The 16,443-nt window shown below is 56.2% G+C and carries 18 protein-coding genes and 1 tRNA gene; 13 read left to right on the forward strand and 6 right to left on the reverse strand.

What is annotated here, in order from left to right:
- Positions 1-25 precede the first annotated feature (25 nt).
- Genes HQL76_02125 through rlmM form a run of 3 tightly spaced genes read right to left on the reverse strand, consistent with a single transcriptional unit; the run spans position 26 to position 2,955 of the window.
- Complete coding sequence (locus tag HQL76_02125; GenBank protein ID MBF0107961.1) at positions 26-1,156, reverse strand: SGNH/GDSL hydrolase family protein; 1,131 nt, start codon at positions 1,154-1,156, stop codon at positions 26-28.
- A complete protein-coding gene (locus tag HQL76_02130; GenBank protein ID MBF0107962.1) occupies positions 1,153-1,818 on the reverse strand; it encodes a methyltransferase domain-containing protein in 666 nt (221 codons plus the stop codon). The genes HQL76_02125 and HQL76_02130 overlap by 4 nt, the downstream gene beginning before the upstream one ends.
- Positions 1,819-1,842: 24 nt before the next feature.
- Positions 1,843-2,955: a 23S rRNA (cytidine(2498)-2'-O)-methyltransferase RlmM gene (gene rlmM, locus HQL76_02135; protein ID MBF0107963.1), complete on the reverse strand. Its 1,113-nt coding sequence runs from the start codon at positions 2,953-2,955 to the stop codon at positions 1,843-1,845.
- A gap of 149 nt (positions 2,956-3,104) precedes the next feature.
- On the opposite strand from rlmM, the gene HQL76_02140 reads away from it, so the two are divergent.
- From HQL76_02140 to HQL76_02160, 5 genes are all read left to right on the forward strand, one after another.
- Positions 3,105-4,751: a 4Fe-4S dicluster domain-containing protein gene (locus HQL76_02140; GenBank protein ID MBF0107964.1), complete on the forward strand. Its 1,647-nt coding sequence runs from the start codon at positions 3,105-3,107 to the stop codon at positions 4,749-4,751.
- Positions 4,752-5,152: 401 nt separating this feature from the next.
- A complete protein-coding gene (locus HQL76_02145; protein MBF0107965.1) occupies positions 5,153-5,677 on the forward strand; it encodes a DUF922 domain-containing protein in 525 nt (174 codons plus the stop codon).
- Positions 5,678-5,742: 65 nt separating this feature from the next.
- The gene (locus HQL76_02150; GenBank protein ID MBF0107966.1) at positions 5,743-6,390 is read left to right on the forward strand and encodes a DUF2589 domain-containing protein; all 648 of its coding nucleotides are present in this window, start codon (positions 5,743-5,745) and stop codon (positions 6,388-6,390) included.
- An 84-nt stretch (positions 6,391-6,474) separates the two neighbouring features.
- Entirely contained in the window at positions 6,475-7,173 is a 699-nt protein-coding gene (locus tag HQL76_02155) for a hypothetical protein (GenBank protein ID MBF0107967.1), read from the forward strand.
- 9 nt (positions 7,174-7,182) lie between these two features.
- Positions 7,183-7,779 carry a hypothetical protein gene (locus HQL76_02160; GenBank protein ID MBF0107968.1) on the forward strand — a complete coding sequence of 199 codons (597 nt, stop codon included), beginning with the start codon at positions 7,183-7,185 and terminating at the stop codon, positions 7,777-7,779.
- A gap of 111 nt (positions 7,780-7,890) precedes the next feature.
- On the opposite strand, the gene HQL76_02165 is transcribed toward HQL76_02160, so the two are convergent.
- The gene (locus HQL76_02165; protein ID MBF0107969.1) at positions 7,891-8,616 is read right to left on the reverse strand and encodes a DUF2927 domain-containing protein; all 726 of its coding nucleotides are present in this window, start codon (positions 8,614-8,616) and stop codon (positions 7,891-7,893) included.
- Positions 8,617-8,808: 192 nt separating this feature from the next.
- On the opposite strand from HQL76_02165, the gene HQL76_02170 reads away from it, so the two are divergent.
- From HQL76_02170 to HQL76_02200, 7 genes are all read left to right on the forward strand, one after another.
- Positions 8,809-9,714 (forward strand): chemotaxis protein CheR, encoded by a 906-nt coding sequence (locus HQL76_02170; GenBank protein MBF0107970.1) that lies wholly within the window; start codon positions 8,809-8,811, stop codon positions 9,712-9,714.
- A 112-nt stretch (positions 9,715-9,826) separates the two neighbouring features.
- Complete coding sequence (locus HQL76_02175; GenBank protein MBF0107971.1) at positions 9,827-10,525, forward strand: Rpn family recombination-promoting nuclease/putative transposase; 699 nt, start codon at positions 9,827-9,829, stop codon at positions 10,523-10,525.
- A 1-nt stretch (position 10,526) separates the two neighbouring features.
- Positions 10,527-11,438 (forward strand): shikimate dehydrogenase, encoded by a 912-nt coding sequence (gene aroE, locus HQL76_02180; GenBank protein ID MBF0107972.1) that lies wholly within the window; start codon positions 10,527-10,529, stop codon positions 11,436-11,438.
- Between the two features lie 136 nt (positions 11,439-11,574).
- Complete coding sequence (locus HQL76_02185; protein ID MBF0107973.1) at positions 11,575-13,437, forward strand: tetratricopeptide repeat protein; 1,863 nt, start codon at positions 11,575-11,577, stop codon at positions 13,435-13,437.
- Between the two features lie 132 nt (positions 13,438-13,569).
- Positions 13,570-14,397, forward strand: coding sequence for a pyrroline-5-carboxylate reductase (locus HQL76_02190; GenBank protein MBF0107974.1), 828 nt, complete (start codon positions 13,570-13,572; stop codon positions 14,395-14,397).
- A gap of 186 nt (positions 14,398-14,583) precedes the next feature.
- On the forward strand, positions 14,584-15,249 hold the full coding sequence (locus HQL76_02195) for a YggT family protein (GenBank protein ID MBF0107975.1): 666 nt from the start codon (positions 14,584-14,586) through the stop codon (positions 15,247-15,249).
- A gap of 9 nt (positions 15,250-15,258) precedes the next feature.
- Positions 15,259-15,564, forward strand: coding sequence for a YggU family protein (locus tag HQL76_02200; GenBank protein ID MBF0107976.1), 306 nt, complete (start codon positions 15,259-15,261; stop codon positions 15,562-15,564).
- Between the two features lie 56 nt (positions 15,565-15,620).
- On the opposite strand, the gene trxA is transcribed toward HQL76_02200, so the two are convergent.
- Positions 15,621-16,019 carry a thioredoxin TrxA gene (gene trxA / locus HQL76_02205; GenBank protein ID MBF0107977.1) on the reverse strand — a complete coding sequence of 133 codons (399 nt, stop codon included), beginning with the start codon at positions 16,017-16,019 and terminating at the stop codon, positions 15,621-15,623.
- 80 nt (positions 16,020-16,099) lie between these two features.
- Here trxA and HQL76_02210 point away from each other — a divergent pair.
- A tRNA-Arg gene (locus HQL76_02210) sits at positions 16,100-16,176 on the forward strand.
- Here HQL76_02210 and HQL76_02215 read toward each other — a convergent pair.
- The coding region (locus HQL76_02215; protein MBF0107978.1) for a hypothetical protein at positions 16,147-16,443 on the reverse strand (297 nt) is incomplete at its 5' end. The two genes, HQL76_02210 and HQL76_02215, sit on opposite strands and share 30 nt — an antisense overlap.

Below are 16,443 nucleotides of genomic sequence, written 5' to 3' on the forward strand. Positions count from 1 at the left end.
AATTGACATGCCATAATCGGATAGGTCACAGTCCATCCGCCAGGCAACGGGCGATCAAGGCGTTCATCCGACTATTGTAGTGGACCCGATCGACATATAAAAGTTCATGAATCCCCGTCTGGACCTCGGCACACCAGATCAATTGATTTTCCGATGGTTGCCGCTGTAACCTCTGGAAGAACAATTCATAACCGGGGGCGACCCGGGGGTGTTCCGTCAGTTCGCCGCGGACCAGATGCTGTCCCGGTTGGTGATGCCACACCGGCACCGGTTGCCAGGCGAAGAGGGTGCGAACGTCAAAGGCCGCCGCCGCCGCCCGGATCAACCGTTGATTGGCGAGGTAGCGGTCGATCACGGCGTGGAGAATCGGGGACGTTTCCGGTGGTGGGGGAGGCGATTCTGGAATGATTCGAGGCAACACCTTGTGGGTCAGGCGCACAACCGCCAGTTCCGGAATGCGCGGGACAATGCTACGCTCCGGGTCGGAGGACATCATCCGTCGCAGGCGCTCGGTGTAGAAGGGTTGGTCCCGCTCGTGAAAGAAATCGTTCAACCCGTCGAGGAAGATTGCGGCATCGGGACGGTGACCGGAAACAAGAAGTCTCTGGAATTGAATCAATTCCTGGGAAGAATAATAAAATCCCTGACCGAAATTATACACCTGCACCTTGCGGCCATTCATCCGGGGCAACGCCTGTTCCAGGTTTGCGGCGATGGTGTCTTCTCCCGCCACGCCATAGCCGAACACCGTCGAGCCGCCGAAAAGGAATGCATTCCAATGTTTCGGGTCCGGCGGCCAGGGTTGAGGGGTTGCATGATGGCGGCGAAAGCCCGCCCGGGTCACCTGAACCGCTTGCCCCGAGACCTCGGCCTCGCGAAACTGGACAAAGGGTTCGTAGACATGAGGCCGCGACCAGGTTTCGCCAAGGAGTGATCGAATCGCATTCCAGGTTCTGCCTGGATAGATTTCCTTGAGTTTGTCTTCGCCGAAATGGGTGATGATCCGTCGATCATGGGTCTGCACCGGATCGAGCATACCGAGGATCAGGCGCGAGAGTCCCTCGATCAGAAGAAAAAACAACGCCATGTTGAAGACGACGAGTGCCAGGGAACCATAAGCCGTTCGCCATTTCAAACCAGGTCCCGCTTTGTTCATCGCACCGCCTCCAGGTTAAGGCTGATGAAGACCGGACCTCCGGCACAGGAAATTCGGAGGGAGGAACAATCGGGGATTGCGGGCAGGGGTCCGTCCCCTGGGGACCAGGGGCGGACGGTGGTGAACCCTGCCGCGAGCAGAAGGTGTGCAAGCCTGGAGCGGTCGTAGACGGCGCGATGGAGATTTTCCGGATAATCCTGTTGTCCGAACAAGGGGGCCTGGATGATTTCGGCGTTGCCGCCCGAAAGGGTGTAAAGTTCGATGATCCGTTCCAGGTCGGGCACCGACAGACGCAGGATTCCTCCCGGTTTCAGCACGCGACGCCACTCCCACAAGACCCCTGGGACCCGTCGTGGCGCGATGTGTTCGAGGACATGCGAGCCATACACCAGATCCACCGTTTCCTCGGCGAAACGAGACAGGTCGCCGACATCGCCGACGATATGGACGTGTGGCGCGGCACGGGCATCGACATTGATGAATCCCGGAAGGTCCAGGTCGCCGCATCCCAGGTGAATCCACACCTGTCCATCCGGAGTCCGCGGCAATTGCAGTGGAAAAAAACGTTGCCAAAGCTGCATCACCCCGGTCTTCATCCGGCGGCGTGACCGTTCCCAGGTCCATTGCAAACGATGGAGCAACCGTTCCCGCAAACTTGTCACGTTTCTCTCTTTCCTTTCCCCTGATCAGGCCGTGTCACGACGGCGACGACGGGGAAAACCGCCGCTTGGGGTCGTGATCCCGAGAAATCCGGTCACCTCTTCCCGATCATGGTACAGTTGTCGAAAACGCAATTGAAAACCAAGCCCTTCCGACCTTAAATGGGCTTCGATCCGGTCCTGGCACAACCGCACCTCCTCGTCCCGTTTTTTCATTGGCAGTTTCAAATTGAAAATGGACCAGCGGCACCAACCCAGTCCGGCCCATCGGGCCACCAGGTCCGCCACCCGTCGTGGCTGATCCACGATGTCGCACAACAACCAATCCACCGCAACGGGCGGTTTGAAACGAAAGCCATCTTCGCGCAGATGTTGCACTCCGGGCAAGTTGCGCACATGCGCGGCCAGGGCGCCGCGATCGACCGCCGTCACGGAGACGCCACGCCGCGCCATTGCCCAGGTCCACCCTCCTGGAGCGGCTCCCAGATCGATGGCCTTCTGACCTTCCCTCGGGGTCATCTCCGCGCCGACGAGTCCGACCAGGGCCTCTTCGAGTTTGAGGGCGGAACGGCTGGGCGAGGCCACGGGCAGACGCAATCGAGGGATCCCCATGGGCCAGGAGGAACTGTTCGTCGGCAGCGAACAACCTGTCAGCGCCCGTGTCCCTTCCAGGAACACCACCTCTGCCCGCACCCCCTGGCCATTGGGATCCAGCAGTCCCCGTGAACGCAATCCTTCTTCCATCCGCCCTTGCAATGCCCGGCACAGGGGGGCCAGGACCCTTCCTTCCTCATGATCGGGCCACCCCAGCCAAAGCCGCGAAAAAGGACCGGTTCGGCGGGACAGAACGTCGAGCCGGGCACACAGGGTTTCGATTCGATCTCCCGGGGTCAATGGTGTTTCTCCATCATCCACCAGAACGATGTGGCGGGCAAAAACAAGGCGCCGAAAGGAAATTTTCTCCAAAAGGATCCGTTCGTCACCGGCGCGGCCCGAGCGGATCAGGACATGTCCCGATCGCGGCATTGCGTCACCTTCCGCCTCCAGGCCAAGTGTCGTGATGACCCTTCTGAGTTCCATGAGGCATTCCGACTCGAATCCGGCGCGACAAAACACCATCACTGCATGACGATCGTTCATGAACGGTCCATCGAAAAGGGAATCTACCCACGCCGGAGGAAAAATTCACGTTCCTTCCGGTTCTTTTTGCTGGAATCTGGTCTAAAATGGCACTATCGAAATTTCCGGGGATCGCTCATTTTTTCGATACAACGGACCCACCTTGGCCGATGACACACCGGAATACCCACCAGACGCAAGGCGAAGAACTCCATTTCGACGTCCTCATCGTCGGCGCCGGACCTTCGGGATTGGCCGCGGCCATCCATCTGGCCCAGGCCGACCCGTCCCGTTCCATCGCCCTTCTGGACAAGGGGCGTCATCCGGGGGCCCATATTCTCTCCGGAGCCATCATGGATCCCAAAGGGATGAATCTTCTGCTCCCCGGCTGGCAACAGGAGGTTCCATGGCCCGTGATTCCGGTGACCGAGGAACGTTTCGTCTTTCTCACCCCCGAAAAGACATGCCCTCTGCCCCATTTCAACCTTTTTGGCCATGGGGGATGCTGTCTCGTCAGCCTGGGAAAACTCTGTCGCTGGTTGAGCCAGAGGGCCGAAGCACTGGGCGTTCATGTTTTTTTCGGCTTTTGCGCCCAGGAGCCGATTTGGGATACCCAGGGAATCCTTCGCGGGGTCGTGACCGGCGATCGGGGACGCAACAGGGATTGCCAACCCATGACGCATTTTCAACCCGGCGTTCGTCTTCTCGCCCCGATCACCCTGATCGCCGAAGGGGCCCGGGGTCATCTGGCCAGCATCCTGATCCAGCGTTTGCGCCTGGACCAGGGACAGACACCACAACACTACGCCCTCGGTCTCAAGGAGGTCTGGGAAATTCCTGCCGCCACCTCCCGTCCGGGAACGATCGGTCATGCCGTCGGCTGGCCACTGGGACGGGGATGCCATGGTGGTGGTTTTGCCTACCACTCCGAGACGGGACGCATTGACCTGGGACTGGTGGTCGATCTGGATTACCCCGACCCACGAACCGATCCCTTTGCCCTGCTGCAATGCCTGAAAACCCATCCCTGGCTGCGGTCTTTGCTGGCGCGGGGCCGTCCCCTCGAAGCCGGGGCGCGTGTCCTGGTCAAAGGGGGAGTCCAGTCGCTCCCCAACCCTGCGTTTCCCGGCGGATTTCTTATCGGCGACGCGGCGGGATTTCTCGATGGTACACGAATGAAGGGAATTCATCAGGCCATTCTGTCGGGAGTGGCCGCCGCCACGACGATTCTGGAGCTTGGAAAAACACCTCCCCAGGATCTTGCCTGGGGCCGACGTTACCGCCAATCTCTCCACTCCCTTGTCCTGCCCGACCTGATCCGGGGCAGAAATGTCCAGCCCGGCATGGCCATGGGACTCTGGCCGGGAATGCTCCACGGATTCATCGACCAGTCCCTGTTTCGCGGCCATGCGCCATGGACCTTGCGCCGCCACCGACCCGACCGCGCTCCCGGAAGACACACCACTTCCCCGGCGCCATCGCTTTCTTGCCACGGACCAATGGTCATCGACCGCGATCGGACCCTCTTTCTGGCGGGGGTCCGTTATCGGGAGAACCAACCCCCCCATGTCCGCATTCAACGTCCCGCGACGCCCCAACCCTCCTCGAACCAGACCGAGGTCCAAACCGTTGACCATCCCGAACACCACTATTGCCCGGCGGGGGTTTTTTCTTCTTCCTCCGGGCCGACTTCCCGGATACCGCTGCGTTCGCACCGTTGCCTTCATTGCCAGACCTGCTCGATCAAGGATCCCGACACGGCGATCTTCTGGCAACCGCCCGAAGGGGGAGATGGTCCACACTATCAAACATTGTAACCTGAGCCTCCCGCAAAATTCGACCCAACATAATCGAAATGTTCGTTCGCTCACGACGAGCAGCCTGCCAGCCCCTTCCTGAGTCAATCGGCCTCCAACCGACCACCATACGCTTTTTCGAATTTCATTTTGCGTGTCTTCTGCAGCCGTTCAGTCCGTTTCATAGGTCACCTCGCTCCCCCTATGGAAACCGGACAAATCATTTGCTGCCGACACGCGGAATATTTATGATTGACATCTTTGCAAATATTTTCTATCATCTAAAAATTGATAATTATACGAGTGTTGACGGGCGCGAATCATACCAGGATCAATAGCAATCACATTGCTATTTATCTTTAGATTTGCGGCTTTTGCAGGATCGACATGGTTCTGCGGAACCATGATGATGGAGCCGAATCTTGAAAAAAAAATTGATGGTTAATCTGACATGGGGCCCCAGGAATAAGAACGCTGAATTTCGTGTGGACGCAGCCGATTTGGAAAACGCCTTACGGATTCTCGTTGGACGAGATGAATGGGGACTATTTAAAGGGAATATTCAATATAAATGGAAAGCTGACGCCAACAAGAACGTAACCTCCGTAAATCTCATGCCAACCTATACCATCACCATGCCAAGATGGACGGGATACACGCGACAGCCACAGGAATGTAAAGACGCATGGGATATAATGTGGCGCGCCCTTTACGAACATGAAGACGGCCATCGCAAAATATTTGAGCTTGGGACAATGAATCTTGTTTCAGGCCTGGAAGAAATTGAGTCACAAACATCTGTAAATGTAGATAATTTTTTAAAAAGAAAGATACAAGACATGCAAAATGAACAAGATCAATTTGACAGGGAGACCGATCATGGACGTTCCAGAGGGGTTGAGCTTACGGTCACGGATCATTGCAGGAAGAAGGAACCAGATCGATAAATGACTGTCGTACATTGACTACGGCAGAACAATGATACTTCAAAAATCAGAAAGGGAGAACAAGTATGCCAACTCCAGGGCAGGAATTAGCCAGTATTGATTTTGAATCAATGATTGGCGGACCGCTGATCGCTGTCATCAATGCTCAGGCACAATCCGCCATGACGACGGTCAATTTCATCAAAGAAGTGGGATTCAAGAAAAAAGATACAGAGGATACCGCTGGCGGCGATACCGGTACGGCAGACCCGATTTACGTCTCGTTCAAGTATCCGAAGGAACTGATACCGTACCAACCCGCAACGCCCGGCAGTGCGGGTGTTCCTGGAACTCCAGCGGTGCCCGCCGTATACGAGACGCAGGAACTCAAAGTCCCCATATTGACCATGCTGCCCATCCCCTACATCCGCATTGATCTTGTGACCATCGATTTCAATGCAAAGATCAACTCTGTCGAATACCGGAAGACAGACACAAACCTCAAGGTCGATGCATCACTTGAGGCAAATGCAGGCTGGCTGTGGGGATCTGCAAAACTTAAGGTATCGACCGCATACCAGCGATCAACACAGCAAGGCAGTTCAGTAAACCGGACCTATTCCCTGGCGATTCATGTCAAGGCTGTGCAGGACGAAATGCCTTCCGGAATGGAGAAGATACTTTCCATCCTGGAAAATGCAATCACGTCCAAACCGGTACCCCAACCGGCTTAATGAGTGATCGATGTGAACCACTGATTTCAAGTCGGGCACGATTTGGATACAAGAGACGCAGAAAAGCATTAAGGGAGAGGACGCTTGCCAAATCTTGGTGACTATATAGGGCAACTCTTGTCCGAGATAACGATTGCCCGCATGCAGGCCGACCTTGAAGCGGTACGGGTGGCTGAACTGTACGCAAGCCATCCGTACCTTCGTCACATGCCTGTACCCCATTTTCGTATGCCAAATATCGAAATGGATCTTCCTGTGGTGATCAAGGCCATGGAAGAGCCTGCATCAGGTGCATATCCCCGCGGCGCACCGACGCCAGCGGAGATGAGAAAGGCTTTTGATGCCGTTCTGGCTGCGGAACTTGAAAAGGAAAATATCCGCATGACTCCAAGGCTCAAGGAAAGACTCAAGTCGGTGCTTGACGAAAGGGGGGGGGGACTCCTCCGCCCGACAGAGATTGCAGTGGATGTCAGCGATTTGGCCGACGAACTGACCAAGGCGGTAACCCGTAAGATGACGGAAAGTGAGTGGCGTGAAGCAGGGTTGGCACCGGAAAAGGTGAAAGCACTGGAAAAAAGAATGATGACGCTGGCAAGAAATGAGTTCATCAAATTGAGAAAACCGCCCGAGCGCCTGAAGGCACTTGTGACGACAGCTGAAATCCGCGAGGCAGGGCCAAGTGAAGTCATGACGCGGTTTCGGTTGAAAATCACCGAAGAGGCGTTTGAATGGACCACCATCGAGTCAGAAGGCGAGAAGAAAAACCGTCTGATCCCCGAATAGGTCAGGAATATGCTGCGTATTGTAAATCTTGAAGAAATCCAGGGTTTGCTCCTGCGTATTCCTTCACTTGTCAATCTCCAAGAAAAAAAAGATGCCACTTTTGTTCCTGAAGTCAAACGATGGCTCAATGATGTAGAGAAGATTTTCGAAAACAATCGCCTCGCGATTGCCGGACGTATTGCAGTACTACGAGCTGAACTGATCTCGGCCGAGGCCGGCATATTGCCTGCAAGAATCGTTTTTCATGGTCGGCCAACGGCCCGAAAAATAAGGGATGCAACTGCGGCTGCGGCACTCCGTGAAGCCAGCGGCATCATTCCGCCTGTCATAGAAGAAGACAAGACAAGGTTTGACGGAGCGGAACGACTGGGACGCCAGCTCGTGGCCCTGGCCAGGGCAAAGGGGATCCCCACAGCGCAATCCAACATCTTCGATCATACAGAAAGGTTAAAGATTTTATGGCAGTTGTTTCGCAACGACCCCGATATAGCTCCAGGCACGGTAACCATGGAAGGACTTGTAGGGCCCCACGATGCGCTTGTAATCCTTGACCGCACGTTGACGAGAGACGAACCTGGATACTCGACCGTATCGATTCCCCGTTGATGGCGAGGTGCCTCGGACCGGAGTGTGATCATTCAACGCCACTCCCGGCGACAATGGCTTTCCGTATCCCACCTGGAGCCACATGCAAACCCTGGCGACAATGGTCTTCCTTTACTCCAAATCCTGGGTCAGGAACCGGCCCAGGGTGATTCGCGCCAGGGCCAGGGCTTCCGGACGAGGCGTTCCCGATGCAAGGCGTTCGTCATAGAGGAGACGCACCAGCATGCGATCGTAGCGGGTCAGTTCGTTGAATCGGCTTTTGTCATTGAACACCGATTGATCGATGTGATCGCTGTCATTGGGCAGCCCCATGATCTGCGTCAGTTCCTCCACCACGCAGGCACGGATGACTTCTCGCGACAGATTGGCGGGGATGACGACGATGGCGGCGCGAATCTCGTCTTTTTTCTTGAAAAATTTGGCAAAGCAGGTCGCAGTGGCCATCATCCGCGCTACCTGGGAAGAATCGTTGTCGAAATAGTGGCGGATCGACGGTTCTATTTTTTCCCGCGGGACGAAATAAACGATGACATTGAGGTCGCGAGTGTTGAACCCTGGGGCGACCATCCCCGCACGGCGCATTCCGGCGGAATAGACAAGGTCGATGGGATGCCGGGTCAGCCGGTGGAGTTCGCCCACATGTTGCCGGATCTCGGCATCGAGAAAATCAGGGGCGTCCCCCTGAATTCCGATGCGCAGCGGGTTTTTCCATTTGCGGACCCGGGGAAACCGTTCCCCGGTATATTCATTGCCGAAGGCGACACGGTCAAAGTGGACCAGCAGGTCCTCCAGCTCCGGAGTCGTCGTCATTCCCAGGAGGAAAGGGACACACGCCATCCAGACCCAAAAGGAGTTTGCACCTTGCGGCGAATGATGTTTTCCCTTCCCGGCAAACCGGACAAACCTTGATCGATGGATGCCGTTCATTATGGGCTACCATATCGGGCAAAAAGAAAGTAGGATGGATCGGGCCAAACAAATCCTGATTGCCACTTCCTCATCCAGGATCGAGGAGAGACGAAAGAGACGATGGCGCAAGACGAAAACCCCTTCATCGAACCGCGATACGGCCTGTCGGACAAGGATTTCAACCGACTGGCCCAATTCATCCAGGGCGAGTGCGGCATCCAGATGCCGCCCTCGAAAAAATCCCTGGTAACCGCCCGACTGCAAAAACGATTGCGTCTCCTGAAGATGGATTCGTTTTCCGAGTATGTCGATTGGGTTCTGGACCCTCGTGCCGCGGGACAGGAACTGATCAATTTTATCGACATCATCACGACCAACAAGACCGATTTTTTTCGCGAACCGGGTCATTTCGACTATATGACCAAGGAGGCCCTGCCCGATCTGTTGAAACGACACCAGGCCGGGATTCGCCGTCCGGTCCAGATCTGGAGCGCTCCCTGTTCCACGGGTGAAGAACCCTATACCATGGCCATCGTACTCCTCGAATTTGCCGAAAGCCAAAGAATCCCGCAATACAAAGGACAGATTCTCGGGACCGACCTTTCCACCCGGGCCCTCAAGCATGGCCAGAACGCCGTCTATGACATGGATCGTGTCGCCGAATTGCCGGTGGTCCTGAAGAAAAAATACATGCTGCGCAGCCGCGATCCGAACAATCAGAAGGTCAAGATGGGGCCCGAGCTGCGTCAGATGGTCCGATTCCAGCATTTGAACTTCATGGACGGGAGTTATAACGTTTCCCAGACCATGGACATCATCTTCTGCCGCAACTGCCTGATCTATTTCGACCGTCCGACCACCGAGGCGATCGTCAACAAACTTTGCCGGCATCTGGCCCCCGGAGGATATTTTTTCGTCGGCCATTCGGAAACCCTCAACAATCTGAAGGTCCCCCTGGTCCAGGTCGCCCCCACCATCTACCAGTTTCCCACGGGTTCTTCCGCAAAGGGCGCGGCCCGTTCCTGAGCGGGGCGTTTGCCGGCGTCCGCGAATTTTTCTCAAAGAGATCGTTCTGGACGAACAGGTCGATTTTGGAGAAAATGGACAAAGGTTTCGTTTTCCATTGAAAGGCATGCCCATGAAATTCATCGATCCAAGGATTGATTTCGCTTTCAAGAAAATCTTCGGCAGCGAGGATGCCAAGGATATTCCGATCAGCTTTTTGGAAAGTCTGATGGGCCTGGAGGGTGAGCGAAGCATCGCCGAGTTGACCATCCTGGATCCTTTCCCGGCCCCGCGCCTCAAGGAACTCAAATCCTCCCTCCTCGACGTCCGTTGCAAGGACCAGCGTGGCGCTTCCTTCATCGTGGAAATGCACATCGAGAAGGTGGAGGTGGACGGTTTTCTGAAACGCATCCAGTACAACAGCGCCAAAAGTAAACATTACTCCAGTCTGGATCAGGTGATCGTCGTCACCATCACCGATTTTGTCCTGTTTCCCGACTTCGATCACTGCGTTTCCTGTCACAAATCTTATGAAACCATCACCGGGTACGCTTATTTCGACGATGTTGTTTATTATTTCATTGAATTGCCAAAATTTGCAAAAACATTGGACCAGTGTGCCGGAATCCTGGAAAAATGGATCTATTTCATCCGCCACGCCGAATCCCTGGATTGTGTTCCCGAACAACTGGATCTTGCGCCATTTCGCCATGCGTTTGAAAAAGCCATGATGGCCAACATGACCCGGGATGAACTGGAGTTGTACGACAAGGCGGGCATGGCCATCACCGATGCCCGGGGGCAGGTCGAACCGACATGGAAAGAAGGGTGAGTTGAACACCTCCGCCGCCACGGATGCCACGGACATTCTTTTCCAATGGCCATCGATTTGTCTCGGGAGTGGTCGCACCCGACTTCTCGGGGTGTTCGGCGATCCGATCGCCCACTCCCTTTCGCCGTTGATTCATAATCTGTCGCTGGGACTTCTTGGACTGGACTACCATTATCTTCCTTTTCACGTCCCGCCGTCACGCTTGCACGAGGCCCTGCTGGGATTTCGTTCCCTGGGGGGACGGGGATTCAATGCCACCGTCCCCCACAAGGAAGCTCTGCTGCCATGGATGGACGAACTCTCTCCCACGGCCATTCGCGTCGGCGCGGTCAATACGGTCGATCTTCAGGACCGGATCATCGGCCACAATACCGATGCCCATGGTTTTCTTGCCGCACTCCGTGAAGAGGCCCCGAAGCCGGTCACCTGTGGCAAGGTCCTGGTGCTTGGCGCGGGTGGTGCGGCGCGCAGCGTGTTGTCCGCCCTCCTGGACAGTGCGTTTGCCCCCATCTTTCTCGCCAATCGGACCGAAGAACGGGCCTGGCAACTGGCCCGATTTTTTGCCCCTTTCGACCAGGAACACCGCATCCATCCCATCCCCCTGAACATCGACCGAATTCCCTGGAACGAACTGTCCCTGCTCGTCAATACCACTTCGCTCGGCCTCGAAGGTGAAACAACGCTTCCCGTAGCGCTTGAACGTCTCCCCTCCGACTGCCTGGTCTACGACATCGTCTATGGTCCCCGGGGCACCCCCCTGACCCGATTGGCGCAACGGCATGGGCTGCCATCGATGGATGGGCTGGGAATGCTTGTCCATCAGGCCGCGGCGGCGTTTCGGATCTGGACCGGACACGAAATGCCCGTCGCCGCCGTCGCCGCCTTCCTGGCACGGAAGAACGCCACATCATAAGCAAAAAAAGAGTTCACCAAGGATTGATTGTTGGCGTGAAACTTGCGTTATTCATTCCCGAACAATCGATCTGTCGGATTTCTTGACGTTTCGCAACCGCGATCCATGGGTACCTCTGGGAAACGGAAATGCGGACATGAACAAGTGCGTGGAACCAACCATGAACAATCAACGATGCCCTTCCAGGATCGTCCCGAGACGGATATGGCCGATTCTGATGATCCATCTGGTGTCGGTACCGTGCTGGGCCGGTCCAACCATCGGAGAATCATTGGTCCTGGGGGCCGAAGCGTTGGGGCAGGAACATTTGGATCAGGCGATCGAACAATTTGGTCAGGCAATCGAAACCGGGAGCGATCGACGAGAACAGATGGCGGCAGCCTACGAAGGGCGTTGTGCGGCGCGGTACAAAAAGAGTCTGATCGACGCCGATACCGATTTGACCCGGGAGGCGCTCGAAGATTGCACCCGGGCGCTTGTCAGCCAATCGGATCACCAGCGCGCCTGGAGGTTGCGGGGAACGGTTCATTTGACCCTCGGCGATCCGGAACGGGCGCTGGAAGATTTGAACGTTGCCCTGGCACTGGCCCCCGAGGATCATCTGACTCTGCAAAACCGTGGGCTTGCGCTGGCGCGACTGGGCCGGACGGAAAAGGCCGTCGCCGATTTCGACCGCGCCATCAAACTCAAGCCCGGACATTCCTGGAGCTTCTACAATCGCGGACGACTCCATCTGGCCCAGGGACTTCACGAAAAGGCCATCGACGATTTCAGTTCCTTCATCCGTTTCCGGCGCGATTATGAACCCGCCTACCTCCATCGTGGTCGTGGTTATTTGGCAATCGGGGCCTACCAGCAGTCACTCGTGGACCTTTACGAATCCCTGCGCCTGAAACCCGAGGGCAATGGGGAAGCCCTTTTTCTTCGTGGCATTTCCCTGTATCTCCTGGAGCGATATGACGAGGCGATCGCCGATTTCGAGGAGGTGCGCCGTCTGGATGATTCCGATGCCACCAACGCCCTGTGGATGTATCTGGCAAGGGAACGACTCGGCAAACCGGGACGGGACGCCTTTGCCGGAATCCGCGATCTCAAGGAAGATCGGCAATGGCCTGGGGTGATGGTTTCCTTCATGATGGGGCGTGGCGAGGTCGATGCCGTTCTGACCGCCGCATCTGTCCATGCCCCGCCCCACGGACAACCCGGAGAAACCGAAAACCTGGCGCTGTTTTTTCTCGGAGAACTGGAACGAATCAAACAAAAACCGGATCAGGGAAAGGTTTGGTTTTCACGGTTGCTGGAGAAAAAACCAGGCGCTCCGTGGGTCCATGCCGCCCTCTGGATCACCCGTGAAACCAGGCCGGAGACGGTGCATGTGGCAACACACCCCCCTTCCACCTCCGCCGTCACGCCTCCCTTCATCATCGACCCCGAGGGTTCCAATCATCCACCTGGAAGGGCCGTGGAAGAACGAGAGTTGCCTCCCCCTGCCGATTCGCAGGCATTTGTGGGACAAACGCCGACAGTGCGACCCGGTGCTCCCCTGACATCGGGAACGCCAATGCGTTCGCGCATGACGGCCCAAGTCCCTGGCAACAGTGATGACAATGGTTCCGAATGGATGTCACGGGAACCCATGCCGCCGGTTCGAGGTTCCCTGGAATCCATGGGACAGAGTTCGTCTGGAATCGTTGCCCCCAGCCAGCCCACCCTGCCAGTCCGTCCCGAAACCCAGGGGAAACCAAGGCGTTCTCCTCATGTTCCCGGGACCTATGCCTTCAAACTTGCCGCCTACGAAAACAGCGAACTCGCCGACCAGGCGCTCGCCGAACTCAGCCGTATGGGCCTTCCCGTCTATCTTCAGGATTTCATGGTCCAGAACCATACTTATCTGAGAATCTGGGTCGGCCCTTTCAAAACGGAGACCCAGGCCAAGGTGGCCTGGAAAAAGGTCAGCGCCATTCCGGGAAAAACGCCAAGCGCGGTTCGCAAACGTTGAGTCGCCCCGGAAAAGGGGGATCGGATCATGGCCTCGGGGGAGGGGCTTGAAACGTCGATCCACCCCAAGGTGTCTTTTTGACTTGTTCGAAGGACATCATGTTCCACCCACGTTCATCCCAGGAAGACGCCCATGTCCGAACATCCCTTGAAAGAAACCAACCTTGCCATCATCGGCGGCGGCAACATGGCCACAGCCCTGATCCAGGGATTGATCCGGTCGGGAATGCCGGCGGATGCCATCCGCGTCTCCGAACCCGATCCCGAACGGCGGCGAATCCTCGCATCACTTGGGGTCACCTCCTCGAACGACAATGCCACTCTGGTGCGGGAATCGTCCCTGGTGGTCATCGCGGTCAAACCAAAGGTCGTGCCATCGGTACTCAGGGAAATCGCCCCCTGCCTGGAAAAAGAGGCCCTCGTCGTTTCGATTGCCGCCGGGATCACCTGTGCCACACTGAGTGCGTCTCTTCCTCCTGGTCAACCCGTTCTTCGTGCGATGCCCAACACCCCGGCCCTGATCGGAGAAGGGGTTACCGTCGTCTGTCCCACAAGTCATGTCGGTTCACTTCGGATCCAACAGGCCGAAACCCTCCTGCAAACGGTGGGAGTGGTCCGGATGGTGCATGATGAATCCCTGATCGATGGTGTTACCGCCCTTTCCGGTTCCGGACCCGCCTATGTCTATCTGATCCTCGAAGCATTGTCGGATGGTGGCGTTGCCTGCGGGCTTCCCAGGGATCTGGCCGACCTTCTGGCGGTACAGACCCTTAAGGGGTCGGCAGCGCTGGTTCAGGAGACCGGCCTTCATCCCGGCGTCCTGAAAAACCAGGTCACTTCCCCCGGCGGCACGACGATTGCCGCCTTGCGGATTCTGGAAGAAGCGGGCCTTCGGGGCATTCTGATGCGGGCCGTCGCCGCCGCATGGCAACGATCCCGGGAACTCGGAATCCCATCCTGAAGAAAACATGCCACCCAGCCATCGAGAATCAACCCCGCGAACCCTTCGAATCGTTGCTTTGGACCGTGTCGGTGGAGTACAAAATACCGTTCGGATCATCCAGAGGACATCGAGGCCCGTCGCCTTGAAGTCTCTCCATGTGCGCATGTGGATGTATCGGAAACAAAAACAAGGAGAATACATTTCATGGGGCTATCCGGTTCACTGGCCATTCTGCTCGACTTCATCCTTGGCATCTACACCTGGTTGATCCTGATCCGGGTGTTGATTTCCTGGGTCAGCCCCGATCCGTACAATCCCATCGTGCAGTTTCTGATCCAGGCCACCGAACCGGTCCTCGGTCCGTTTCGCCGATTGATTCCACCGATCGCCGGACTTGACCTTTCACCGATCGCCGCCCTTCTGACGGTTCAACTTGCGCAACGCCTGATCGTGGGATTGCTACGTGGAGGTTTGGCGGGAGGTGCCTTGATGGGGTTCATGGGAGAACTTCTCGCCTTCACCCATCTGCTGTTGACCCTGTACATGCTGTTGCTGTGCGTGCGAGGGGGATTTCATTTTCATGCCTGGTACACCTTCAAGAAACGCCGCCCCATGGGATTGAACCTGCACCATCCCCTGATCCGGTTTGTTTTTCAGGTGACCGAACCGGCGATCAAACCCTTGCGCCGATGGGCGCCCACGGTTTCCGGCCTGGACATCACGCCATTCATTGCGGTGATGATCGTTCTGGCGGTCCTGTCGTTCCTGCAACACCTGGTCCTTGTCATCTCCACCGGCAGCATGAGTTTTGGAGGATTGCCCTCATCCCAACCCATGCATACCCAGATTCCTCTCGATACTCGGATGTGACGATTGGCCATGGAAGTGGGAAAGTGGCGTGGCGCCGACGATTATCTCAGGGTGTGCGTTCAACCGCGAGCCTCGCGGGAAGGGGTTACCGGATTGCGTGGCGCCGAGGTTCGAATCGCCCTGAACGCGCCACCGGTCGATGGCGCCGCCAATCAGGCGCTGATCCGTTTTCTTTCCCGCGAATTGAAAATCTCCAAGGGACAAATCACCCTGGTCTCCGGGGAAAAATCCCGCAGCAAGCGGCTCTGTCTTAAAAATGTTCCCAAGGAAAAAATGATGGCGTTCTGCGTCAAGTGGGGACTTGATCCTGACTGATAAAGAGAGGGGCGTCCGCGGATCGGTCGAGGCCTGTCCGCGGGCACCCACTTTTCTCAAAGAACCCCTTCAACCCATTCGAACAATTTTGATTTGGGCATGGCCCCGATCTTGGTGGCTTCGATCTGTCCTTTTTTGAAGACGATCAGCGTCGGGATGCCACGAACACCGTATTGGGCCGGGGTATTGGGATTTTGATCGATGTTCAGCTTGCAGACCTTGAGTCGCCCCTTGAACTTGTCGGCCATTTCCTCAAGAAAGGGTCCAATTTGTTTGCAGGGTCCGCACCATTCCGCCCAGAAGTCCACCAATGCGGGCAGTTCTGATTGGAGGACATCCTGTTTGAACGTGTTATCGGTAGTTTGAATGATTTTATCGCTCATTTTCTTCAGTTGCTCCTTCAGGGATCGCGGGAAAACGTCCAATCCGCGCCACGGTAATCGTCCCTCTCCCATATTGTCAAGACAGGCCGTTGTTCCCTTTGACAGGAGCCTCCTTTCTTCACTATGATGCAGCCATCTTGGTCACACGTAATGCGCGGTTAGCTCAGTTGGATAGAGCGTTGGCCTCCGGAGCCAAAGGTCACAGGTTCAAATCCTGTACCGCGCGCCAATCGAAGCGTTGGAACGCTTTCCGGGGTGCCCCTTTCTGTTCCAGCAGGCAAATGGTGATGGGCATCACCTCTTTTTGAACAATTCTTCCAGCATGCGGTCCGCTTCTTTCCGCACCTTCTGTACCGGGCGTTGTTCTCGTTTTCCATGTGGGCGTGTATCGGATATGGTCGATTACGATTCCCTCTATCACCGTTTTTTTTCCCACCCGGAGATGGTGGCGGATCTGCTTGAGAATTTTTTGGATCCGTCGCTCCTGTCCGGGCTG

Source organism: Magnetococcales bacterium, from assembly GCA_015228815.1.
Classification (GTDB): domain Bacteria; phylum Pseudomonadota; class Magnetococcia; order Magnetococcales; family UBA8363; genus UBA8363.